The following is a 23534-nucleotide window of genomic DNA, read 5'->3' as shown; positions in this document are numbered from 1 at the left end:
AAACAGAGGCCCGGCTTGCGCTGTGATAATTGGCATTGCCCAGCCTCTGCCACATAAATCGGACACATAATATCCAATGCGCACATCACCTCAGTGAGGGGTTCACCATAAATTTCAATCATGCCGGGGCCACGATAGCGAACCAACAACTCGCAGCTGACAGAGCGATTAAACAGAGAATAGCCACTCTCGCCAATACAGACGAAACTGTGAGAAACTCCATCATCATCGCAACCGGAGTAAATTCTCTCGATAAGACACTGGCGTTACCTCGCATACTAATACTCACGTTACGCGATCCACATATCGACTAACCAGCTTACAGTCAGGTTACGCTGCCATCGAACCAGGCAGACCGCCCGATCTCCCGACCGCACATGGCCACTTTCGCCATCCAGCAACCGATTTCATCATGCAAGCCCCATCCCACTAGCGATAGCGCATCTGCTCAACCTCCGCCTGCGCCTTTCAGAGAAAATCGTGCGCCGTTGAATCTGCCCAGGCCGGTGCCGATTTAGGGTCATTTTGATCGTCGAATACTGCGTTCAAACCTAAATGTGGCAACAATTTAGCAGTACATCCTCATCTAGATTGGCCATAATCGAGGCAGTACCCTATTTCAGTTTAGGTACCCCGCCCAACTAATTCAATCAACACCAGTACGACACATTCCCATTCTGTGACCGCCCTCGCATTTAGAATACCTTTTTATTTATATCATTCTATTTGGTTATTTCATGAGCCGTTTCCGACCCCAGCACCACCCCTATCGGTAACTGAGGCCGCAGGACTACAGCATCAAGGTCAACTTACTCTCGACGAAATACAAGCTGATCGCCCGAAAGATCTGCCCGAATATGCGCTCCGGTCGGGAAATCCCCCGACAGTAACTGCTGCGCCAGCGGATTTTCCACCGCCTGCTGCATCGCGCGTTTAAGGGGCCGTGCACCATACACAGGATCAAAACCGGCGCTCACCAGATATTCCATCGCCGCATCGGTCAGTTCTAGGGTCAGTTCGCGCTCCGCAAGTCGTGCTTGCAGCTCACGCAGCTGGATCGTCGCAATTCCCCGAATTTGTTCTTTCTGCAACGGATGAAAGACCACAGACTCGTCAACGCGATTAATAAACTCAGGGCGAAAATGACTGCCCACGACCTCCATCACCGCTGCTTTCATCGCCTCGTAACTACCTTCTCCTGCCATCTCCTGAATCAAATGAGAGCCAAGATTCGATGTCATCACGATGACAGTGTTGCGAAAATCGACAGTCCTGCCTTGGCCGTCGGTAAGGCGACCGTCTTCCAACACCTGCAGCAGTATGTTGAACACGTCCGGATGCGCTTTTTCTACCTCGTCGAGAAGCAGCAAGGAATAGGGGCGCCTGCGGACTGCTTCCGTGAGGTAGCCGCCCTCCTCATAGCCAACATAGCCGGGCGGGGCACCAATCAGTCTCGCTACAGAATGCTTCTCCATAAACTCTGACATATCCACGCGCACCATGGCCTCATCACTGTCAAACAGAAACTCTGCCAAAGCCTTGCACAATTCGGTTTTACCCACCCCGGTCGGACCGAGGAAAAGAAATGAGCCGTTAGGTCGTCGCGGATCAGAGAGGCCTGCGCGGGAGCGCCTCACCGCGTTAGAAACAGCGACCAGCGCCTCCTCCTGTCCTACGACCCGCTCACGCAAGGCATCCTCCATACGCAACAGCTTTTCCCTGTCACCCTCCATCATTTTTGCCACCGGTATACCGGTCCAGCGAGACACCACCTCGGCAATCTCTTCATCAGTGACCTTATTACGCAATAACTGGGTGTCAGAGGGCTCTGACTCATGCGCCAGCTCAAGCTGCTTCTCCAGATCGGGAATCCGGCCGTACTGCAACTCTGACATTTTGGTCAAATCGCCTGCCCGGCGCGCAGCTTCCAGGTCCAGTTTGACCTGCTCCAAATCGCTCTTGATCTGGGCAGCACCCTGGACCGCGGCTTTCTCTCCTTTCCAGATTTCTTCAAGATCCGAGAATTCCCGTTCCGCCTTGTCGATTTCTTCATCGAGCAGTTCCACCTGCTTTTTGGCAGCCTCGTCGGTATCTTTTTTCACCGCCTCACGCTCGATCTTGAGCTGAATCAGGCGGCGCTCGAGCTTATCCATAACCTCGGGTTTGGAATCGATCTCCATACGGATTCGACTGGCCGCCTCGTCAACCAGGTCGATGGCCTTGTCCGGCAGCTGCCGGTCCGTGATATAGCGCTGGGACAGTTTGGCGGCGGCGATAATCGCGCTGTCGGTGATGTCGACGCCGTGGTGCACCTCGTAGCGCTCCTTCAATCCGCGCAAAATCGCAATGGTGTCTTCCTCATTAGGCTCATCCACCAATACCTTCTGGAAACGTCGCTCCAGTGCGGCATCTTTCTCTACGTCCTGGCGATACTCGTTCAGGGTGGTTGCGCCCACGCAGTGCAGTTCACCGCGCGCCAGGGCTGGCTTGAGCATATTGCCCGCATCCATCGACCCCTCGGTCTTACCCGCGCCTACCATGGTATGGAGTTCGTCAATGAACAGGATGATGCGCCCCTCCTGCTTGGTCAGCTCGTTGAGTACCGCCTTCAGACGCTCCTCAAAATCGCCACGAAACTTTGCACCCGCCAACAGAGCGCCGAGGTCCAGTGACAAGACGCGCTTGTCGCGCATACTTTCGGGCACTTCGCCATCGACCACGCGCTGGGCGAGCCCCTCTATGATAGCCGTCTTGCCCACACCGGGCTCCCCGATCAACACCGGGTTGTTCTTGGTGCGGCGTTGCAGCACCTGGATGGTACGTCGGATTTCATCGTCGCGGCCAATCACCGGGTCCAGTTTGCCCTGCTCTGCACGCTCGGTAAGGTCGATGGTATATTTCTCCAACGCCTGCCGAGATTCCTCGGCCTGCGGATCATCCACGGAATCCCCACCGCGCACCGCGTCAATCGCAGCTTTCAGGTCCAGCGCCCTGAGCCCACTGGATTTCAAAAGCTCGGCGGCAGTGGTCCTGCTTTCCAGCATAGCGAGGAGCACCAGCTCACTGGAGATGTAAGTATCTCCTCCCTGCTGGGCGAGCTTGTCGGTAACATTGAGTATCTTGCCAAGATCACTGGACACCTGTACGTCGCCACTATTGCCACTCACCGTAGGAAGGGCATCGATCGCGTCCTTTGTCTGTGCGGCCAGGCCGGGCACGTTCGCACCCGCGCGTTGCAATAACCCGAAGCAAGCGCCACCCTGCTGATCCAGCAAAGCGCTGAGCAGGTGCACCGGTTCAATGTAATTGTGATCCTTGCCCAGTGCGAGGGACTGGGCATCCGCCAGGGCCAGTTGCAGCTGGTTCGTCAGTTTGTCCATACGCATGCTGTAATCCTCCTCGTCGACCTCCGCCCAATCCGCGGTCAAATCGTCTGCGTTGCGAGAAGATATGGGGGCAAATTACCCTATTTCAACCAGGGAATTGAGCAGAAAGGTGCGGCAAATCAGTCGCCCGGACGCAACGCCACCAGGCTTGCCATGCGGCCTGTCTCGCCGTCCCGCCGGTAAGAGAAAAAGCGCGCAGAATCATGATAAGTGCAGCAGTCTCCGCCATAGATACGCGTCACCCCCGCCCTTGCCAGGCGCACACGCGCGAGAGCATAGAGATCCGCATACCAATGTTCCGGCCGATCGGGACTGGGGCGAAAACACGCACGCGTCGCTGCCGGCTCAGCGGTGTCACTTTGCATGAACGCTGCATACACCTCTGGTCCCACCTCAAAGGCGTCCGGACCGATGGCCGGGCCGAGCCAGGCAAGCAGCTGTGTTACAGGCGTAGCCATCGCGGCTATCGTCGCCTCAAGCACGCCCGCCTGCAGTCCACGCCACCCCGCGTGAGCGGCCGCCACGACGTCACCAGACTGGGCGCAAAATAACACCGGCAGGCAATCGGCCGTCATCACCGCACAGGCAAGCCCGGGCTGCCGGCTCCACTGGGCATCGGCTGCAGGGCAGGATTGCAACTGCGCCTCTACCGCAGCGACACCGTGCACCTGATCGAGCCAGGATAGCTGCATCTCACACCCCAGTGCCAGACGCAGACGTTCACGATTTTCAGCCACAGCCGCGGACGAATCACCCACATGGCTGGCCAGGTTCAGAGCACCGTGCGGGGCGCGGCTGACGCCTCCCCGGCGGGTCGTGCAATAGGCCACGACGTTAGCAGGCGCAGGCCAGTCGGGTTCAATAAAGGGCAGAATGGGCACGGTCCGGTGGGTCTTCTTGTTCCAGCACAGTGATCAGCTCGGCCAGGTCCGGTGGCAGCGCGCAGTCGAATTGCACCCACTCCGCGCTTTCCGGGTGCACAAAACCCAATGACCGGGCATGCAAGGCCTGTCGGTTGAAACCGCGCAGCGTCTCGATCAGCCCATCGGAGGCACCGGGCGGGATTCGCGGCCTGCCGCCGTAGACCGGATCGCCAACGAGAGGGTGACGTCGATAGGCCATATGCACGCGTATCTGGTGGGTGCGTCCTGTCTCCAGCTTAACCGCCAGTTGGCTATGGTGGCCGAAACGCTGTGCCAGTCGGTAGTGGGTGACAGCGGGTTTACCTGAGGTCTCCAGCACCGCCATTTTCTTGCGTTGCCGCGGATGGCGTCCCATCGGGGCATTCACAGTGCCACCGCCTGTCATTGCGCCGATGCACACGGCACAGTACTCACGGGATACACTGCGCTCCTGCAATTGCGCCACCAGATGGTGGTGAGCCTCCAGTGTCTTTGCGACCACCAACAGGCCCGAGGTGTCACGATCGAGGCGGTGCACTATGCCAGCGCGCGGCAGGCGATCCAACTGCGGCGCGTGACCCAGCACCGCGTTTACCAAAGTTCCCTCGGTGTGACCCGCTGCGGGGTGCACAACCAGCCCTGCGGGTTTGTTCAGCACAAGTATCGATTCGTCCTCAAACACGCTATCCAACGGTAACTGTTGCTGTGCCTGCCAGCCGACCTCCGCTTCCAACTGCGCATCGACGCGCAAGCAGGCGCCAACGGCAACCTTGTCTCTGGGCCGGGCAGAACCCCCGTTAACACTGAGGGATCCCTGCTTTATCCAGGACTGCAATCGGGAGCGCGAGTAGCTCGGAAACAGCTCGGCAGCGACCTGGTCCAATCTACGACCATGCATCTCCTGCGGCACACTGGCCTGCAATTCCACCTTTTCACCCATGACGATTCCTGTTTATGCGTCCGCCCGCCTGTGGTTAAATACCAACCTACCGGTTGCCACACGTCGTTGAAGTCTAGCACGGCAATAGGCAGCCCCTGTGCAGTCATTAGGTGAATCCATGAAATACGTTCTGACCCTGATTATCGGCCTTGCCCTGTGTGCTTGCTCCGGCAACGACGAACTGCCAGAGATCGGCGCGGACGCAGGCGAGCAGCAGATTTACGATGAGGCACAGGGCTACCTGCGCAGTGAGAACTATGATCTCGCGGTACGCAGCTTCCAGCAACTGGAAGCGCGCTATCCGTTCGGCAAGTACGCCGAGCAGGCGCAGCTCGAGCTGATTTACGCGCACTATAATGCCTATGAACACGAAGCGGCCGTGGAGGCTGCAGACCGCTTTATTCGCCTGCATCCTGGAGACCCCAATGTAGACTATGCCTACTACATGAAGGGTCTGGCCGCCTACACGGCCAACGAGGACATATTCGCGCGCTTTGTACCGACCGATAACACCAAGCGCGACACCAGTCAGGCTCGCGAGGCCTTTGCAGAGTTTGCGCAGCTACTGGCGCGCTTCCCGGCCAGCCCCTACGCCGCCGACGCGGAGGCCCGCATGATCGCGCTGCGTAATCTGCTGGCGCGCCACGAGATCAATATCGCCAACTACTATCTTCGCCGGGGAGCCTATCTTGCGGCCGCTAACCGTGGGCGCTACGTGGTCGAAAATTTTCAGCGCACGCCCGCTGTCGCCGATGGGCTGGCCGTTATGGCGCAGGGCTACATCCTGCTGAATATGGATGAGCTGGCAGAAGAATCCATTGCGGTATTGGCCAAGAACTTCCCCAACCACCCGTCGGTGGATAAAAACGGCCAGTTCAAGAGCTCCTATACCCTCGACGGTGTGCAGCGCTCCTGGGTCAATGCACTGACACTGGGGTTGTTTGATCCGCCGCAACCGCCCCAGTTCGATAACCGTCCAGAGGTTTAGGCGCGCACCGCGAAACTATTCACCCGGCCGCCAGGCCGAGGTAATCGGGTAGCGGCGATCACGTCCGAAACCTCGCTGTGTAATTCTCACCCCGATGGGCGCCTGTCGGCGCTTGTACTCATTCACGTCGACGAGACGGATAACACGGTGCACCTGCTCCCTGTCCAGCCCGGAGGCTATGATTGCCTCCGCGCTATAATCCTGCTCGACGTAGAGCGCCAGGATACGATCCAGCACAGCGTAAGGCGGCAGACTGTCCTCGTCTTTCTGGTCCGGTGCCAGTTCGGCGGAGGGCGGACGGTCGATGACACGCTGCGGAATACAGGGGCCCAGTGAATTACGGTAACGGCAAAGTTCGAAGACCAAGGTCTTGGGCACATCCTTAAGTACGTCAAAACCACCGGCCATATCGCCATATAACGTAGAATAACCCACCGCCATTTCACTCTTGTTGCCTGTGGTGAGCACCAGGCAGCCCTTCTTGTTGGAGATAGACATCAACAGGACGCCGCGACACCTCGCTTGAAGGTTTTCCTCTGTGGTATCGGCAAGCGTGTCTGCGAACTCCTCCGCAAGACTCGCCATGAACGCTTCGTAGATCGACTCTATCGATATTACTTTGTGAGTTACACCCTGTGTCGCCGCCTGCTCCGCGGCATCCTCCACGCTCATCTGCGAGGTATAGCGAAAGGGCATCATAACCGCCTCGACCCGCTCCGGACCCAGCGCTTCGACGGCTACGGCGAGGGTCAGGGCTGAATCAACTCCGCCTGACAAACCCAACACAACGCCAGGGAAGCCATTTTTATTCACATAATCCCTGACACCAAGAACCAGAGCTCGCCACACGGCTTCGAGATCATCCTCCTGGGGGTGCGCATCGCAACCAGTCAACGTAGCCGGCTGCGTCCCGCTATCGAGTTGCAACCAGTATTCTCCCTCTTCAAAGCCGGGAGCAGTCGCCTTAACCGCTCCATCAGCTGCAACCGCAAAAGACGCACCGTCGAAAACTAATTCATCCTGTCCGCCCACCTGATTAACATAGACGATAGGCATAGCACTTTGCTTCGCGCGCTCACCCAGCGTCGCCCAACGCTCACCGCGCTTGCCCCGGTGGAAAGGCGAGGAGTTGATATTCAGCAATACCTGGGCGCCTGCCCTGGATGCCTGCAGAGCCGGTTCTTTCTCCCAGATATCCTCGCAAATCGTGAGACCCACTGTTACGCCCTCGATCTCCAACACACAGGCATCGCTGCCCGGACTGAAATAGCGCTTTTCATCAAAGACCTGATAATTGGGCAGGCATTGTTTACGGTACTGAGCCAAAACGCGGCCCCGATGCAACACGCCAACCGCGTTGTAAAGCACCCCATCTTCCAGCAGCGGGTAACCGATGATGGCATAGGTACCGCCGTTCATAGCCGAACAGATATGTGCCAGCGACTGCGCAACACGGGGTGCAATGCTGGGTCGCAATAGCAAATCTTCTGGCGGGTAGCCTGTCAGTGTCAGTTCGGGAAATACCACGACGGGTGCCGCGTGTGCTTGTTCAGCACGCGCCAAAACCGCCAAAACTTTCGCTGTATTGCCCTCGAAGTCGCCAACCATGGTATTCATTTGGGCCATCAGGATATGCAGCGTGCTCATGTCACTCTCTGGTCTTCGGCCCGACAGGGCAAGGGCCGCTATTGTCCGTAAAACTGACCTTCTTCGCTACCCCCTGAATAGCCGATTACCTGTGGAGGCGTCCTCGCCCCATCACTTTGTCGTCAATGCCTGTTACACTGACTCGAACAAGACGGGACAGTGACAGGCCAACGTAAGGTGAATCGCCCAGCCATACTGACCACACCTCAGGCTTCTCCACTCAGCCTGCAAAACCTCGCGATGTTTCGGGTATACGTGGGCTACCGATCCCTGCTGTCACTCGTACTGCTGATCATGCTGGTCAGCCCCAATACCCGGCAACTGGTCGGCACTCTAAACCCCACTCTCTACACCACTGTCGCCCTTGCCTACCTCGCCACCAGTATTCCCCTTATTGGCTCGCTGTCGATGCGACTCAGTGAAAACCAGCACCTGATGTTGATGGTTTTTATTGTCGACATTATAGCCCTCACCCTGCTGGCCAGCAGCAGTGGCGGGGTCATCAGCGGGCTACCGGTCTTGTTGGTAGTAACGGTCGCTGCCAGTGCGGTACTGATCGTTAATCGCACACTCGCCACACTGGTCGCTGCCATCAGTGTGCTGGCATTGTTGCTCGATACGTCATGGTTGATCCTGCAGAGCGAGCTGGACACCAGCGCATTCTTCCCTGCGGGGATTTTGGGACTACTGATTTTCGGTGTATCCCTCATGGTACAGCCCATCGCCTACCGGCTCGGACACGCTGAGGAGCTTGCCCGCAATCGAGCGACTGACCTTTATAGCCTTCAACGCCTCAATGAACAAATTGTACAGCACATGCAAACCGGTATTTTACTTGTCAGTGACAGCGGCATCGTCAGAATAATGAATAAAGCCGCAAGCGAGTTCCTGACCCCTGAACGGCCGGTTGCCGTTGCACAGGGAAGGCGTATTGGCGATTACTCGCCGGACCTGGCGCACCAGTTTGAGCACTGGAAAAACTTCGGCACGCATCGAGCAAAACCATTTACCATTGTGGACGGCGCCACGCCAATCATCGCACACTTCCGCGAGCTACAGTCCAATACCAATAGCGAGACCCTTGTCTTTGTCGAGGACTATTCGCCTGTTACCCAGTACGCACAATCCCTCAAACTGAATTCACTGGGCCGCCTGACCGCCAGTATTGCCCACGAAATTCGTAACCCGCTCGGAGCCATCAGCCACGCGGCGCAGTTACTCAGCGAGTCCCCCAAGCTGGAAAGCTCTGATGCACGCATGGCAGAAATCATCCAACACCACTGCGAGCGGGTAAATCAGACGGTAGAAAGCGTGATGCAAATTTCCCGGCGTGAGCCCCCCAAGCCCGAACACCTGGTGCTTGCCCCTTGGCTGACGGCATTTGTCGGCGAATACCTGAACGCCCTTCACCGACCTGCGGAAGTGACTATCCAATGCGAATTCAAGGAATTATTGATTGAGTTTGATCCAGAAAACCTGCAACGCGTGCTGACCAACCTGTTAGACAACGCGCTGCGTCACGGCAAACTGGCGAACGGCAGGGAATCAGCCCGTATAGAGGTCGAGATCGACTCCGCACTGCATATGTGCCAAATTGATATTGTCGACGAGGGTGAGGGCGTCCCTACCCGCGAGCTGAGTAAATTATTTGAACCCTTTTACACCACGATGCAAGAAGGCAGCGGAATGGGCCTGTATCTTTGCAAGGAATTGTGCCAGATCAACGATGCGGATATCAGCTATCGATTGACTCGCAGGGACGAGAGCTGCTTCCGAATTTCAGTAAATCAACGAGCGGTCTAGATGCCAAGCCAAAGTGTACTCATAGTCGATGACGAACCCGATATCCGTGAACTTCTGGACATCACACTGAGTCGCATGGGTTTGGTCACGCACAGTGCCGCCACCCTGCAGGAGGCGAGAACTATTGTCGGACAGGTCAACCCTGATCTGTGCCTCACAGACATGCAACTACCCGATGGCAACGGCATTGATCTCATCGAGTATATACAGCAGGAATTTCCACACATTCCCGTGGCCATGATTACAGCCCATGGCAGTGTAGAGGCAGCGATCTCTGCATTGAAGGCCGGTGCGTTTGATTTTGTCAGCAAGCCTATAGAACTGGACAATCTGCGCAAGCTTGTCAGCTCAGCGCTCCAAATGCAGGGAGACGCCAGTCTGGCGGAAAGCGCAATGCATGAGGGGCTGATTGGTTCCTCTCCCTCTATCACCACCTTGCGCCAAAAGATTTCAAAGCTGGCGAGAAGTCAGGCGCCGGTTCACATCGAGGGCGAATCAGGCAGCGGCAAGGAAGTAGTGGCCCGCCTGATCCATAACAATGGCCCCCGCAGTCACGGCCCTTTCATTGCGGTCAATTGTGGTGCAATTCCCCCTGAGTTAATGGAAAGCGAATTTTTTGGGTACCTGAAAGGCAGCTTTACCGGTGCCAACCAGGACAAGCAGGGACTTTTTCAGGCCGCCGCGGGAGGCACACTGTTTCTCGACGAGGTGGCAGACCTGCCCCTCGCCATGCAGGTCAAGCTGTTGCGGGCCATACAGGAAAAAACCGCTCGCCCCGTCGGCTCCAGCGAGGAGCAGCCCACCGATTTTCGTTTACTGAGTGCGACTCACAAGAATCTGGCGCGAGAAGTCGAGGAAAATCGTTTCCGCCAGGATCTCTACTACCGCATTAATGTTATCGATGTGCGCGTGCCAAGCCTGCGGGAGCGACTGGAAGATTTGCCGGTGCTTGCCGCCAACCTGCTGGAGCGTATCTGCGAACGCCATGGTGGCCCAAGCATAGAATTGGACCGCGCTGCTCTTGATGCACTGGGCAAACATTCTTTTCCGGGAAACGTGCGCGAACTGGAGAATATTCTCGAGCGATCGCTGGCACTGTCTGAGAGCGACACGCTGTCCGCGCGAGACCTTCAGCTCTCCAGCATTCCCACGCCAGCCGGCCCACCGCCGACATCGGAGTCTGAGGTTGCGCGTCCCGCATCTGGCGAGCTCAGGCACCATGACGTGCACGGTGATCTGGAGGGATACCTGGAGAATATCGAGCGAGAGGTCATCAGCCAGGCTCTGGAGATTTGCCGTTGGAACAAAACAGCAACCGCAAAGCTGTTGGGAATTAGCTTTCGCAGCCTGCGTTACCGGCAAAAAAAACTTGGGCTGGAAGAATAAGCACTCACCAGCACTCCTGCGTTGCATACGTGCCACTGGAGTGCCGTATCCCGTTCGATTCAATACTCATGACCTGGCATCCCGTGTCCTCACGCTGCCGGTCAGTCGGCGACGCGGTAACGATGTAGCTGCGGCTCGTTGCGTCCAGCCCGATCAGGTAAATACTGTCGGTCGCTGAGGCGGGTGCCACGTTGCCGTCCCGGGTCAGGGCATAGGGATGAGCGGGAAAGCCAAGCTGCGTTAGAGAATCGGCGTACTTCAAATGATTGAGAAAGTATTGTTCCTGCTGTGTCATTATTTTGAGCAGCTCAAGTCTCGCTAGACCACGCCTTGCCGTGAGCACTTGAGATTGGTACGCGGGCAGTACAAGCACCCCGAGAGCACAAAGTATGGCAAGCACGGCGAGCAGCTCTACCAAGGTGAAGCCATTCTGGACGCCTTGATCCTGTTGTAAGGTATGCCGCATAGCTAAAGCGGATCCACACCCGGCTCCCGCCAATGCGTGCGATACAGTGTCGTCGGGCGATCCATTTCCACCGCAACACCCTGAACGACACGCACACTAGCGGCGCCGCTGGTCACTCGCACCTCAATCTCAAAGGTGGCAAAGGCGGCTCCCCCTGTATGTTTTTCGTCCTGCGAGGAGGAGCGCAACAGCGTGCTGACAAAGGGTGCAAGCCGCACTACCCGATAGTCATAGGTCAGAGTACCGACATCTACCTTCACATTCGGTACAGGCAGTGCTCTGCTGTCACAATCGGGGTGTCCCGAAGCGACCGGGCAGTTGACATGTCCAACCCATTTATCCAACTGAAAGTTATGCTGGTTTTTCGCAAGGGCAGCCGCAACAGACTGCGCATACTGACGCATGAAAGTACGAAACTGATCATTACCCGCCATATGCAACTGTTGCGTCGCCGTCTGCACAACGGTGGCTGCCACCAATGCGAGCATTGCCGCAAACACCAGTGACAGTATCAATACGGTGCCACGCTGATACATCGCCGGCCTCACAGACGCTCACTCCGCAGCAAGGCAGGCCGCAACCGGTTGCGCAGCAACACCGTTGTGCTCAGCACGCGGCGGATATACCGATCCCGCCGGCTCGCGAGGTACTTTCGGCCCAGCATATAGGTCTTTTCATCGACCCAGCCCGGAATGCTCGCAATGCTTCGCACCAAGAGGTGAATTCTCACCGTGACCGCATTACGAATCTGGTTCTGCGACGGGGCTTCGAGGTACCGGTCTGGCACTCCGTCCCCGTTGCTGTCGATACCGAATTCAAACTGTAGATCCTCGATACCTTCGACCAGGCAGCGTGACTCCATGGCATTTCCCGCGATGGTCTCCACGCACAGTGTTGGCATATCAGCCAGCTTATCGTCCGGGTTGGAAAACGTTCTCACGTAGAAAATTCGAGACAGGCCCTTCCAGTAGTTCGCCTGCGGATCGCTGACCACCGCCTCACCCAACCCGGCCGGTGCGCGCCATTCCCAGCCTGCAGGCGCACCCTCCTCCACTCGCAGGTACCAACTTTTGACACGAGATACTCCCAGCCGCACGGCGGGTGATCCGTGAGAGAGGCTCGGTTCGGCCGCAGTGCGCTGCACAAGCAAAATATCTGTACCGTCTTTTATCTGGTCACCGTGCAGGCAACTCAGTACACCTGCGCCGGTTGCGACAGGTGTGGTTCCGCGTTCATGGTTATCGACGTGGTCCAGCGGCAAGGCGATATTGAGTACCCACTTTGTCGCGCCGCATTGAGCTATTTCCGCAGCGGGTGTTTGGGTGTGCGGTCCCATAAGCCCGGCGAAAAAGCCGGCCATAACCACCTCGCGCGACAACAACCACTGAGCAAGACGGCCGTTCTCCTGCATTCTGGCCAGCTGGTCCTGATAAACCGCGCTTTGCTTCGTGCCCAGGTAAGCCGTCACCATCCCAGCGGACAACATGATTCCCAACAGCATAGCGACCAGTAGCTCTACGAGGGTGAACCCCCTGCCCGGCAAAGCAACGGCATGACAGAGCGGCGCCGTCATTCAAACCGCGCCAGTTCAATACGCAAGCGCAGAAACTCACGCCCCGAACGCGGTGCAACCGGCCGCGTGTCCTGCGGCTGTGCGGTGGGGCAAGGCGCAGGAGCGAGAGACCCTTTGGCGGTCAGGGAAACCCAGCTTACCAGCACTTCCAGCACGCCATCATGTCCTTCTACACAGGCCGAGGGCGATAGCAAGACACCGACTGGCACCCCGCCCTCCTGCTCCCACTCACCGTCGAGACCGCGCTGCCATTCTCGAAGATCAAAGCGTGCCAGTTGACGCGGGGTACACGCTATCGCATAACAGTCGGGAAACGAATCCGCTGGATCACTGCTCGCAGTAATGGACGTGCGCAACGCATAATCGTGCAGCGCTCGAGGATTCGCCCTGACACGGGCAACCAGATCCCGGGCCAAAGACAATGCCACCGTCCGCTGTAAGGCATCATAGCTGGCATGCGCAGTCACGATTTGCACAGACATTACGCCCCACAGCGCCAGCGTGAACAAAAAAAAGGCCACTGCGACTTCCAGCAAAGCAAAACCCAAGCTATGTCGGAACCCGATCGAATCAGCTCTGGCTACAAGCGCCGTCAAAAAGACCACCTCCCTCCACGCCTCATCAGCCCAATGAACAGCCCGCTGCGTCCTGAACCAACCGCGCTCTGCCCACCCTGTTCAGGACGACGCTTATCGACGCGTGAGAAGCGCTACGGGGCGGACAGAAGCGCAGCGTTCGGTTCACGTGGGCTGTCCCGTCAGGGTTAAAATTAATCAGCGTGCTGACGGTGCGGGTACCGAGACGATTCGCTACTGCGTATCCCGGTGGCAAACCCTCGAAACCTCGTACCACCGTGTCGGTGGCGTTATCGATCACACCATCACGACTCGCGTTGGTAAACACGATCCAGCCATCCGCGTACGTCCCGGAACAGCGGGCTAGCCTCGTCCGATAAAGCGATGAGGGGCAAATACTGACCGTACGATTCCTGAGAATGGCTTCGCTGCGAGCAAGGCTCAGCGCCAAAAGGAAGCGACTGGACGCTCCCCACAGGCGATTGCCCTGCACAACCGACTGCATGAGTGGAGTGCCGAGCACCAGCGTGGTAACCAGTATCACCAGCGCCAACATCAATTCGACTAATGTCCAACCTCTCGCGGAGCGTTGCATTGCGTTCGTGCTTCCAATCGGCTGACCCTGCGAACAAACATACAGGCACGATCGCGACAGGCCAGTGTCTGGTCGGATCTGGCGAAAAATGGAAACCTGATGATGTGCACCATGGCGAATGCGCAAGGCGAAAATTCGGAACTGTGCAAGCGCACCAGTGGATTCAGGCTTACAACCGCTAGATGTTCTTGGCGTCGATCTTTAGCTCTCGGGGCAGTGAAAACGTGATATTTTCGGGGCGGCCGGCCACTTCTATGGGAGCATCAGCGCCAAGTTCACAAAGCCCTTCTATGACCTCCTGCACCAATACTTCCGGTGCTGAGGCACCCGCAGTAACGCCAATACGCGTCTTACCCTCGAGCCAGGTTGCCCTGATATCGTCGGCACCATCCAGCAGATAAGCCTCGGCACCCATGCGCTCCGCCAGTTCCCGCAGACGGTTGGAATTGGAACTGTTCGGCGAACCCACTACCAACATCAGGTCACAATTGGCGGCGAGTTGCTTCACAGCATCCTGCCGATTTTGCGTGGCGTAACAAATATCGTCCTTACGCGGCCCCTCTATGCGGGGAAACCGCTTTCGCAAAATAGCGATCACTCTGGCAGTGTCATCCATAGAGAGTGTCGTCTGAGTGACATAAGCCAGGTTGTCGGAATCTTTTACTGTCAACGAGGCCGCCTGCTCGTCGTCTTCAACAAGGTAGATTTCCCCACCCGCAGCACGGTCATACTGCCCCATGGTCCCCTCCACCTCCGGATGACCGCGGTGGCCGATCAACACGCACTCTCTGCCCTGCAGGCTGTAGCTAGCGACCTCAACATGCACCTTGGTGACCAGCGGGCACGTCGCATCGAACACTTTCAGAGAACGACTTTCAGCCTGTGTCCGCACGGCCTGTGACACACCATGTGCGCTGAAAATGACAATACTGTTGTCCGGTACCTCCTCGAGATCATCAACGAATATCGCGCCGCGAGAGCGCAGGTCATCCACCACAAAGCGGTTATGTACCACCTCGTGCCGTACGTAAATGGGTGAGCCAAACACCTCCAGCGCGCGATTCACGATATCGATCGCGCGGTCGACCCCGGCACAAAATCCTCTGGGATTCGCGAGACTAATTTCCATAAACGCTTTTCTCCTGCGACCTTGCAGCTAGTGCAGCTCCGCGGGTTCTACTCGGTGGATCAGAACGTCGAACAAGATCGTACGCCCAGACAACGGATGATTAAAATCTACACTGACTTCATCGTCATCAAACGAAATAATCATACCGGGCAACTCACCGCCGCCAGCATCATTGAAGGCATAGACCAGACCAATCTGCAGATCAATATCGTCGTCAAACTGATCGCGCGAGACAGTTTGCACGTTATCGTCATTGGGCTGACCGAAGGCGTTTTCCGGTGACACAACAAACATTTGTCGCTCACCCGGCGACATGCCAAACAATAGACGCTCAAAGCCCGGCAACAGACTACCGTCACCCACAACGAAACTCACTGATTCATCACCGAAATTGGTATCGACTTCAGAACCATCTTCCAGGCTGATCGAGAAATTCAGGTGCACTCGGGTGCCCTCACCCACCGTGACTTTGTTCAAGAGCTCTCTCCCCGCTTGCCCACCATATCGTTGTTCCGGTTGACCATGCTATCGAGCACCATGCCTATCGCCCCCCCGGTAATGGCAGAGTCGGCGATATTAAATGCCGGGAAATAATAGTGTTGATAGTGAACGGAAATGAAGTCAACTACATAGCCAAATACGATGCGGTCCCACAGGTTTCCCAATGCACCCCCGATAATGAGACCAAGGCTAAGCGCCAGCAGGCGCTGGCCTCTGGGCATTACCCACAGCCACGCTGCCAGCACCGCGCTGATAATGGCCGCAGCAGCGCTAAAAAAATAGCGCTGCCAGCCACCCGCATCACTGAGAAAGCTGAAGGCAGCGCCGGGATTATGCTGCAGTGTCAGGTTAAACCAGGAGAAAACACGCACCGGCTGTCCATAATCGAGGCCGGCGCTGGCGAGACCCTTGGTGTACTGGTCCAGTCCGATCACAATCAGCGCCAAACCAAACCAGGGAAGGGCTGCAAGACCATTACGCATAAAGGCGACTCTCCCCCTCACCATCAATATTTTCAATACAGCGAAAACACAATGTAGGGTGTGTTGTGTTGTCGCCAATATCGGCACTGCGGTGCCAGCAGCGCTCACATTTTTCTTCGTCCATTATCGCGATTTGCAGCTTCAACCCCTCTACTTCTGTCTCTGTCGCTTGGCTCGCCGCGCTGAGTGGCTCGAGACGCGCAGCAGAACTGATAAGAACAAAACGTAACTCGTTGCCCAGCATCTCCAGCGTGTGGAGCAGCGCATCGGAGCAGTACAGGGTCACAGCCGCATCCAATGATCCGCGCAACACACCGGCCGCACGTTGTTCTTCCATCGCTTTGTTCACCGCGGCTCGCACGTCCATCACCTGTCGCCAGAACTCACGCCCCATGGCTTCGCCGCCCGATAGCTCGAACAAATCGCCATACCACGTCTCCAACATTACAGACGGCCGTCTGTCTCCGGGGAGGTTCTCCCAAATTTCTTCTGCGGTATAGCTGAGTATCGGAGCAATCCAACGCACCAGCGCCTCGGCCAGGTGGTACAGCGCCGTCTGCGCAGAACGACGGGCCAGGCTGTTTGCGCTGGTCGTGTATTGCCTGTCCTTAATCACGTCAAGGTAAAACCCACCCAGATCGTTGACACAGAAATTATGCAGCTTCTGATACACGTGGTGAAAATTATACGCCTGATAAGCGTCCTCTATCTCTGCCTGCAAACAGGCCGCGCGGTCGACTACCCAGCGGTCCAAAGACAGCATCTCTGCCGCATCTGCCGCATCAACGAGCGGATCAAAACCATGCAGGTTGGACAGCAGAAAGCGGGCGGTGTTGCGAATACGCCGGTATGCATCAGCGGTGCGCTTGAAAATCTCATCGCTGACTGTGACCTCACCGCGATAATCTGTCGCCGCTACCCATAAACGCAATACATCCGCGCCCATATCGTCCATCGCTTTTTTGGCAGGCACGATATTGCCCAACGATTTAGACATCTTGTGTCCATCGGCATCGACGGTGAAACCGTGGGTCAGAACAGTTTTGTATGGCGCCTCACCTTCGATGGCCATTGCCGTTAGCAGTGACGACTGAAACCAGCCCCGGTGTTGGTCTGAGCCCTCGAGATAAAGATCGGCGGGAAACTGCAGCTCTTCGCGCTGCTGCAATACACAGTAATGGGTTACACCGGAATCAAACCAGACATCAAGGGTATCGGTCATCTTGTCGTAATCACCGGCCTCATCGCCAAGCAGTTCGTCGGCTTGCAGTTCAAACCAGGCATCCACTCCGGTCTGCTCTACGCGAAGGGCAACCTGCGCCATCAACCGATTGGTGTCCGGGTGCAATGCGCCGGTCTCACGGTGGATGAACAGCGGAATGGGCACACCCCAGGTACGCTGCCGCGACACACACCAGTCCGGACGGTTGACCAGCATACTATCGATGCGCGCACGGCCCCATTCAGGTAACCACTGGACGCCCTCAACTGCCGTCACTGCTTTCTCCAGCAAGCCTTGCTGATGCATATCCACAAACCACTGCGGTGTCGCACGAAAAATAATGGGGGTTTTGTGTCGCCAGCAATGGGGGTAAGAGTGCTGGTAATCTTCTTCATGCAACAATACGCCCCGCTCCCTGAGTAGTTCGACAATGGCGGGGTTAGCCTTGAGCACGTGTTGACCGGCAAAAATCTCGGTATCCGCAAGGTATACACCATTGCCGCCCACGGGATTATAGACCTCTAAGCCGTATTGCTGACCAACAATGAAATCATCCTGGCCATGGCCGGGTGCGGTATGCACCGCGCCCGTGCCAGCATCTACCGTCACGTGTTTTCCAAGGACGACGGGGACCTGACGCGCGAGAAAGCAATGCTGCAACAATTGATGTTCCAATGCGGCACCCTTGCATCGACCGAGAACAGTTACCGCGTCCAGCCCGTAACGAGCGGCACAGTCATCCATCAGTGCGGATGCGACCAACAGAGCGCGTCCCTCACCCTCAATCAGCACATAGTCGAGCTCCGGGTGCAAACATACCGCCATGTTGGCCGGCAATGTCCATGGCGTCGTCGTCCAGATTGGAATCGCGATTGGGCCGGCGTAATCTGCGCCACAGGCGGCATTGATAGCGGCGGGCTCGATCGCCGTAAACGCAACATCAATAGCCAGAGAGCGCTTGTCGTGGTATTCGACTTCGGCTTCTGCCAGTGCTGAACCGCAGTCCATACACCAGTGCACTGGCTTGTAGCCCTTGTGTAGATGGCCATTCTCCACGATACGGGACAGGGCCCGCACAATGCCGGCCTCAAACTTAAAATCCATGGTGAGATAGGGGTTGGACCAGTCTCCAATGACGCCCATGCGCATAAAATCGCGCTTCTGGCCTTCTATTTGTTTCGCGGCGTAGTCACGGCACTTCTTGCGAAACTCCGCTGCCGTTACCTTGCCACCGGGCTTGCCAACTTTTTTCTCGACATTCAGTTCAATGGGCAGACCGTGGCAATCCCAGCCCGGTATATATGGCGCATCGTAACCGTCCAGTGTGCGTGCCTTGACGATAAAATCTTTCAGAATTTTGTTGACCGCATGGCCCACATGCAGCTCGCCATTGGCATAGGGCGGGCCATCGTGCAGGATGAAACGGGGACGTCCGCGGCATTCCTCTCGGATCATGTCGTAGATGCCCATCTCCTGCCATTGCTTCAAACGCCCCGGCTCACGCTGGGCCAGACTGGCTTTCATAGGAAACGCCGTCTTCGGCAGATTCAATGTGTCCTTGTAATCGCTCATAATTCTTTGGCCGAATCACGGGCCTGGCTGAACCAGGCTCGCGTGTCACCTATATCCCTCGCTATGTTCTCTTTGAGCTCCTCAATAGAGCTAAATTTCATTTCGTCTCGCAATTTATGACGAAACGTTACGTCAATGTATTGGCCATACAGATCCAGTTCCCTATCGAGGAGATGAACCTCGAGGTTAGCCTTGATACTGTCATCTACAGTTGGACGAACACCCACATTCGCCACGCCCTGAACGCGCTCAAGGCCAGCCACACTGACCTCGACGACGTATACGCCTGACAGGGGCGAACGCAACCGGCGCAACTCAATATTCGCCGTAGGCGTGCCAAGCGAACGTCCAAGCTGCCTGCCGTAGATCACCCGGCCAGACATACTGTAAGGGCGACCCAACATCATTTCCGCCGCCTCGAAATCCGCGTTTTCCAGCGCTTCTCGAATGCGGGTACTACTCACCCGTTCACCCCCAATCTCAAAGGTGGACGTGGCACCCGCTTCGAAACCATAGCGCAAGCCCTGTTCACGAATGAAGTTTGTATCACCCTCTCGCCCGGCGCCAAAGCGGAAATCATCGCCCAGCACCACGTAACGCACTCCCAGCCCCGCTACAAAAATATTATCGACGAACTCTTGTGCTGACATGCCGCGGAACTGCTCGTTGAAGCGAATGCGCAGCAGGCGCTCCACCCCAAGCCCCTCCAGCGCTCGGCACTTCTCCCAGAAACTCATGATTCGAGCCGGCGCCTTCAAGGGTGAGAAGTACTCCCTCGGCAGTGGCTCAAAGGCAATAATGAGTGCCGGTAGCGAAAACTCAGCGGACTTCTCCAGCAGATGCCGAATCACCGCCTGGTGACCCAGGTGAACGCCGTCGAAGGCACCGATAGTGGCGACACAACCGTGATGCCTGGGCCGCAGGTTGTGCAGCCCTCGAATCAGTTCCATGGGGAAAAAGCCCGAACAAACCAAACGCAGCAGTATATCGAAAATAGGCCCCCCAGCATATGGCCCTGCAGCCGGCTACAGATTGGTTATCACTCCCGGGGAGGGGCCGTGAGCGCCGCGGAGGGCGCTCGCAGCTGAGACAGCCGTGTTCCCAGCAGCCAGTGCACCGCAAAGTACACCAGTAAGCCGATACCACATAGGGAGGCCATCCCCAGCCCCCGCTGCCACCAGTTCCACTCTACCCAGGTCGCGATAGCAGGGGTCAGCATGAGAACCGCCAGCGCCATCGCAGCGGAGGCCGACACCAGTCGCAGGGCATAACGCCTCCATCCGGGCTGAATCTGCAGGAAATCAGCTGCCAGCAGTCCGCGGAACAGCAGTCCCGCATTCAGCATGGCCGCCAGGCTGGTGGCCAGCGCCAGTCCCACGTGGCCGATATTCCAAAAATGCATCAGTGGGAGTGTAAAACACACGTTCATCACCATATTGGCGACCATGGCTTGAATACCAATTTTGACCGGCGTGGCCGTGTCCTTGCGCGCATAGAACCCTGGCGCCAGTACTTTCACCAACATAAATGCGACCAGACCAAGGGCGTAGGCGCGCAGGCTAAGCGCCGACATCGCCACATCATCCGGGGTGAAGGCCTTGTGCTGAAACAGTGTCACCAATATGGGCTCGGCAAGTATGATTAACGCGAGAGCAGCGGGAATGCCTATCAACAGCACCCAGCGCAACGCCCAATCCAATGTCGCGCTAAAAGAAGATTGGCGGGAAGCGGCCCGGTGGGCGGACAGGTTGGGGAGTATGACAGTGGCAATGGCAATGCCGAAAATTCCCAGTGGGAGTTCGGCGAGGCGGTCAGAAAAATACAGCCAGGAAACGCTGCCCGTGGGCAGGAAAGACGCCAGCACGGTATCGAGCATCAGGTTAATCTGGCTCACCGATACGCCGAACAGCGCAGGCACCATCAGGGTCATAATGCGGCGCACACCCTCATCCTTGGTATCCCAGACAGGACGGGGCACCAGGTCCAGGCGGTAGAGCGAGGGCAGCTGAAACAGGAGCTGCACACAGCCCGCCAGCAACACCCCCCATGCCAGAGCAAACACCGGCTCCGTAAACCAGTGACTGGCAACCAGCGCGGCACCAATCAATGACAGATTGAGAAACACCGGCGTAAAGGCCGGCACCGCAAAACGCCCATAGCTGTTGAGAATCGCGCCGCAGAAACCGGTCATGGAAATCAACGTCAGATAAGGGAAGGTGATACGAATCATGTCAGCGGTGAGATTGAATTTTTCCGGCTGCCCGACAAAACCCGGCGCAAATACCGCGGTAATCAAGGGAGCAGCCAGTATAGAGAGCAGCGTGATAATGAGCAGCGTACCGCCGAGCACACCGGCGACGCGGTTCACCAGTGCCTGAGCGGCGGCGATGCTGCCCTCTGACTTGTAGTCTGCCAGTACTGGCACGAACGCTTGTGAAAAAGCGCCCTCTGCAAACAGGCGGCGCAGGAAATTGGGAATCTTGAATGCGACGAAGAACGCATCAGCGCTGGCCCCCGCACCAAACACAGCTGCAATCACGATGTCCCTCACCAATCCAAGCACGCGGGAGATGGTCGTCATACTCCCCACGACGGCGCTGGACCTCAACAGGCCTGGGCTGTCATTCGCAGTCGCATCTGGATTACCCTTTGGCATAGGCGTTCGTCGGCTAAGCGGGCGTCAGCACCAACGCCTCCGCAGGTCGTCACCGTGTATCTGGAGCCACTGCAGCGCGATCAATGTATGTCCATTGGGGATATCGTCATCTCGCAGCATCTGCAATGCCTGCTCTCTAGGCACAGAGTGGACCAGTATGTCCTCGCCCTCCTCCTGCAAGCCGTGCAGCTCACCGATGGCCGCCCTGCTAACGCGGCCGCAGAAAAGTCGCACCTGTTCCGAACAAGCACCCGCGCTGGGAAAGACAGTGGCGATAGGCTCCAATTGAGATAGCTCGCAGGCCGCCTCCTCCATCGCTTCTCTGTGCACCACATCCTCATCAGCCTCACCGGACTCCACTACACCGGCGATCAACTCCAGCATCCATGGACTATCATCGCCGCGCATGGCGCCGGGCCGAAACTGTTCGATCATTACAAGGCTATCGGACTGAGGATCATAGGGCAGCACCGCTACCGCATCACCGCGCTCAAAAATTTCGCGCACAATGGGCCCACTCCAGTTGCCAGCAAAGCGGCGATGTTGCAGCGTCAGGCGGCGCATGGCGTAATGTCCAGACCAAACCAGCGTATCGTCGAGCACCCGGACATCTCCTGCCCCGTACTTCAACTGCAGCGACATCAGAAACGACCGCCGGTATACCAATTGACATCGCGGGCATGCCGGTCGACCTGATCCACCACATCGAGAATCAGGGCAAAGAGAGCCATACGAACCAGAAGACCGTTATCCGTTTGCCGAAAAATCGCCAGGTTGGGATTGTCGTTCAGATCATCGTCCAGTTCTCTGGCATTGGCCCGGGAATCACGGGGCAGTGGGTGCATGATAACGGTGTTGGGTTCACAGTGGCTGGTGTAGATGGATTGGTTAAGGCGGAACCGACCCCGGTATGTGTCTGCCTCTTCCTGAGATTCGAAGCGCTCTTCCTGAATACGGGTCGAGTAGACGATATCAACATGGGCGATGCTGTCCTCCAACTGATCAGATTCCAGCACTTTGTGGCCGGTTTCACGCAGGTCGGCAACAATATCGGCTGGCATTCTGAGGGCATCAGGAGACACAAGCACCACCTGAACACCCTCAAACTGGCCCAACAAGCGACAGAGCGAGTGTACTGTTCGGCCATAGCGGAGATCCCCGACCATAGCGATACGCAATTGATCCAGCGTGCGCCCGCGGGAAGCGATTTCACTGCGAATGGTATAAAGATCAAGCAGCGCCTGACTGGGGTGTTCGTTACTGCCATCGCCGCCGTTGATAACCGGCACCCGGCTGGCGGCGGCGAACTCCGCCACAGACCGCTCCGCCGGATGGCGCATGGCAATGACGTCGGAGTAGCCACTCAGGACCCGCGCGGTGTCGTAGAGCGACTCACCCTTGGCAATGGCAGAGTGCTCAAAGCCCGTAGTTTCGCGCACCTCACCACCCAGCAGATTGAACGCACTGCCAAAGCTTACCCGTGTGCGAGTGCTGGGCTCGAAAAACATGGACCCGAGAATTGCGCCTTCCAGCACATCCGTCACACGGCGGCGATGGGCGTAAGGCACCATGCAATCAGCCACCTCGAAGATGCGCTCGACATCATCGCGCTCAAACTGTCGGACTGAGAGGATATGGCTGCCGGCAAACTGCACGCTGTGACTCTCCCTGGTAGCTACGGTGTGACCCTTGGCGAGGGCCACCTCCCATT

20 protein-coding genes are annotated in these 23534 nt (G+C 57.1%); 3 read left to right on the top strand and 17 right to left on the bottom strand.

What is annotated here, in order from left to right:
* Positions 1 to 809: 809 nt before the first annotated feature.
* The 3 genes from clpB to rluD all read right to left on the bottom strand — a co-directional run bounded on the left by clpB (position 810) and on the right by rluD (position 5228).
* Positions 810 to 3386: an ATP-dependent chaperone ClpB gene (gene clpB / locus EYC82_RS17530; RefSeq protein WP_279250948.1), complete on the bottom strand. Its 2577-nt coding sequence runs from the start codon at positions 3384 to 3386 to the stop codon at positions 810 to 812.
* Positions 3387 to 3505: 119 nt separating this feature from the next.
* The gene (gene pgeF, locus EYC82_RS17525; protein WP_279250926.1) at positions 3506 to 4267 is read right to left on the bottom strand and encodes a peptidoglycan editing factor PgeF; all 762 of its coding nucleotides are present in this window, start codon (positions 4265 to 4267) and stop codon (positions 3506 to 3508) included.
* Entirely contained in the window at positions 4245 to 5228 is a 984-nt protein-coding gene (rluD, locus tag EYC82_RS17520) for a 23S rRNA pseudouridine(1911/1915/1917) synthase RluD (RefSeq protein WP_279250925.1), read from the bottom strand. The genes pgeF and rluD overlap by 23 nt, the downstream gene beginning before the upstream one ends.
* Before the next feature lie 118 nt (positions 5229 to 5346).
* On the opposite strand from rluD, the gene EYC82_RS17515 reads away from it, so the two are divergent.
* Complete coding sequence (locus tag EYC82_RS17515) at positions 5347 to 6216, top strand: outer membrane protein assembly factor BamD (protein WP_279250924.1); 870 nt, start codon at positions 5347 to 5349, stop codon at positions 6214 to 6216.
* 15 nt (positions 6217 to 6231) lie between these two features.
* On the opposite strand, the gene EYC82_RS17510 is transcribed toward EYC82_RS17515, so the two are convergent.
* Positions 6232 to 7863 (bottom strand): NAD+ synthase, encoded by a 1632-nt coding sequence (locus tag EYC82_RS17510; protein ID WP_279250923.1) that lies wholly within the window; start codon positions 7861 to 7863, stop codon positions 6232 to 6234.
* Positions 7864 to 8040: 177 nt separating this feature from the next.
* On the opposite strand from EYC82_RS17510, the gene EYC82_RS17505 reads away from it, so the two are divergent.
* Together EYC82_RS17505 and EYC82_RS17500 are read left to right on the top strand one after the other, a co-directional pair.
* Positions 8041 to 9666, top strand: coding sequence for a sensor histidine kinase (locus EYC82_RS17505; protein ID WP_279250922.1), 1626 nt, complete (start codon positions 8041 to 8043; stop codon positions 9664 to 9666).
* Positions 9667 to 11052, top strand: coding sequence for a sigma-54-dependent transcriptional regulator (locus EYC82_RS17500; protein WP_279250921.1), 1386 nt, complete (start codon positions 9667 to 9669; stop codon positions 11050 to 11052).
* A gap of 4 nt (positions 11053 to 11056) precedes the next feature.
* On the opposite strand, the gene EYC82_RS17495 is transcribed toward EYC82_RS17500, so the two are convergent.
* The 13 genes from EYC82_RS17495 to EYC82_RS17435 all read right to left on the bottom strand — a co-directional run bounded on the left by EYC82_RS17495 (position 11057) and on the right by EYC82_RS17435 (position 23478).
* A complete protein-coding gene (locus EYC82_RS17495; protein WP_279250920.1) occupies positions 11057 to 11518 on the bottom strand; it encodes a type IV pilin protein in 462 nt (153 codons plus the stop codon).
* Positions 11519 to 11520: 2 nt separating this feature from the next.
* Positions 11521 to 12066, bottom strand: a complete 546-nt coding sequence (locus EYC82_RS17490) for a pilus assembly PilX family protein (RefSeq protein WP_279250919.1) — start codon at positions 12064 to 12066, stop codon at positions 11521 to 11523.
* Positions 12063 to 13091 (bottom strand): PilW family protein, encoded by a 1029-nt coding sequence (locus tag EYC82_RS17485; RefSeq protein WP_279250918.1) that lies wholly within the window; start codon positions 13089 to 13091, stop codon positions 12063 to 12065. The genes EYC82_RS17490 and EYC82_RS17485 overlap by 4 nt, the downstream gene beginning before the upstream one ends.
* The gene (gene pilV, locus EYC82_RS17480) at positions 13088 to 13687 is read right to left on the bottom strand and encodes a type IV pilus modification protein PilV (RefSeq protein WP_279250917.1); all 600 of its coding nucleotides are present in this window, start codon (positions 13685 to 13687) and stop codon (positions 13088 to 13090) included. Before pilV ends, EYC82_RS17485 begins: the two co-directional genes overlap by 4 nt.
* Before the next feature lie 25 nt (positions 13688 to 13712).
* Positions 13713 to 14261 carry a GspH/FimT family pseudopilin gene (locus EYC82_RS17475; protein WP_279250916.1) on the bottom strand — a complete coding sequence of 183 codons (549 nt, stop codon included), beginning with the start codon at positions 14259 to 14261 and terminating at the stop codon, positions 13713 to 13715.
* A gap of 178 nt (positions 14262 to 14439) precedes the next feature.
* Entirely contained in the window at positions 14440 to 15390 is a 951-nt protein-coding gene (ispH, locus tag EYC82_RS17470; RefSeq protein WP_279250915.1) for a 4-hydroxy-3-methylbut-2-enyl diphosphate reductase, read from the bottom strand.
* A gap of 27 nt (positions 15391 to 15417) precedes the next feature.
* A complete protein-coding gene (locus EYC82_RS17465; RefSeq protein WP_279250914.1) occupies positions 15418 to 15867 on the bottom strand; it encodes an FKBP-type peptidyl-prolyl cis-trans isomerase in 450 nt (149 codons plus the stop codon).
* Positions 15864 to 16373: a signal peptidase II gene (gene lspA / locus EYC82_RS17460; RefSeq protein WP_279250913.1), complete on the bottom strand. Its 510-nt coding sequence runs from the start codon at positions 16371 to 16373 to the stop codon at positions 15864 to 15866. The genes EYC82_RS17465 and lspA overlap by 4 nt, the downstream gene beginning before the upstream one ends.
* Positions 16366 to 19167 (bottom strand): isoleucine--tRNA ligase, encoded by a 2802-nt coding sequence (gene ileS, locus EYC82_RS17455; protein WP_279250912.1) that lies wholly within the window; start codon positions 19165 to 19167, stop codon positions 16366 to 16368. The genes lspA and ileS overlap by 8 nt, the downstream gene beginning before the upstream one ends.
* Positions 19164 to 20117, bottom strand: coding sequence for a bifunctional riboflavin kinase/FAD synthetase (gene ribF / locus EYC82_RS17450; RefSeq protein WP_279250911.1), 954 nt, complete (start codon positions 20115 to 20117; stop codon positions 19164 to 19166). The genes ileS and ribF overlap by 4 nt, the downstream gene beginning before the upstream one ends.
* Positions 20118 to 20206: 89 nt before the next feature.
* Positions 20207 to 21823, bottom strand: a complete 1617-nt coding sequence (gene murJ / locus EYC82_RS17445) for a murein biosynthesis integral membrane protein MurJ (RefSeq protein WP_279250910.1) — start codon at positions 21821 to 21823, stop codon at positions 20207 to 20209.
* A gap of 24 nt (positions 21824 to 21847) precedes the next feature.
* Complete coding sequence (locus tag EYC82_RS17440) at positions 21848 to 22465, bottom strand: NUDIX domain-containing protein (protein WP_279250909.1); 618 nt, start codon at positions 22463 to 22465, stop codon at positions 21848 to 21850.
* Positions 22465 to 23478: an aspartate carbamoyltransferase gene (locus tag EYC82_RS17435; protein WP_279250908.1), complete on the bottom strand. Its 1014-nt coding sequence runs from the start codon at positions 23476 to 23478 to the stop codon at positions 22465 to 22467. The genes EYC82_RS17440 and EYC82_RS17435 overlap by 1 nt, the downstream gene beginning before the upstream one ends.
* Between the last annotated feature and the right edge of the window lie 56 nt (positions 23479 to 23534).

It is taken from the genome of Candidatus Marimicrobium litorale, assembly GCF_026262645.1.
Classification (GTDB): Bacteria; Pseudomonadota; Gammaproteobacteria; order Pseudomonadales; family Halieaceae; genus Marimicrobium; species Marimicrobium litorale.
Note: the sequence above shows the minus strand (reverse complement) of the source record. Positions and strands in the feature narration are given on the sequence as shown.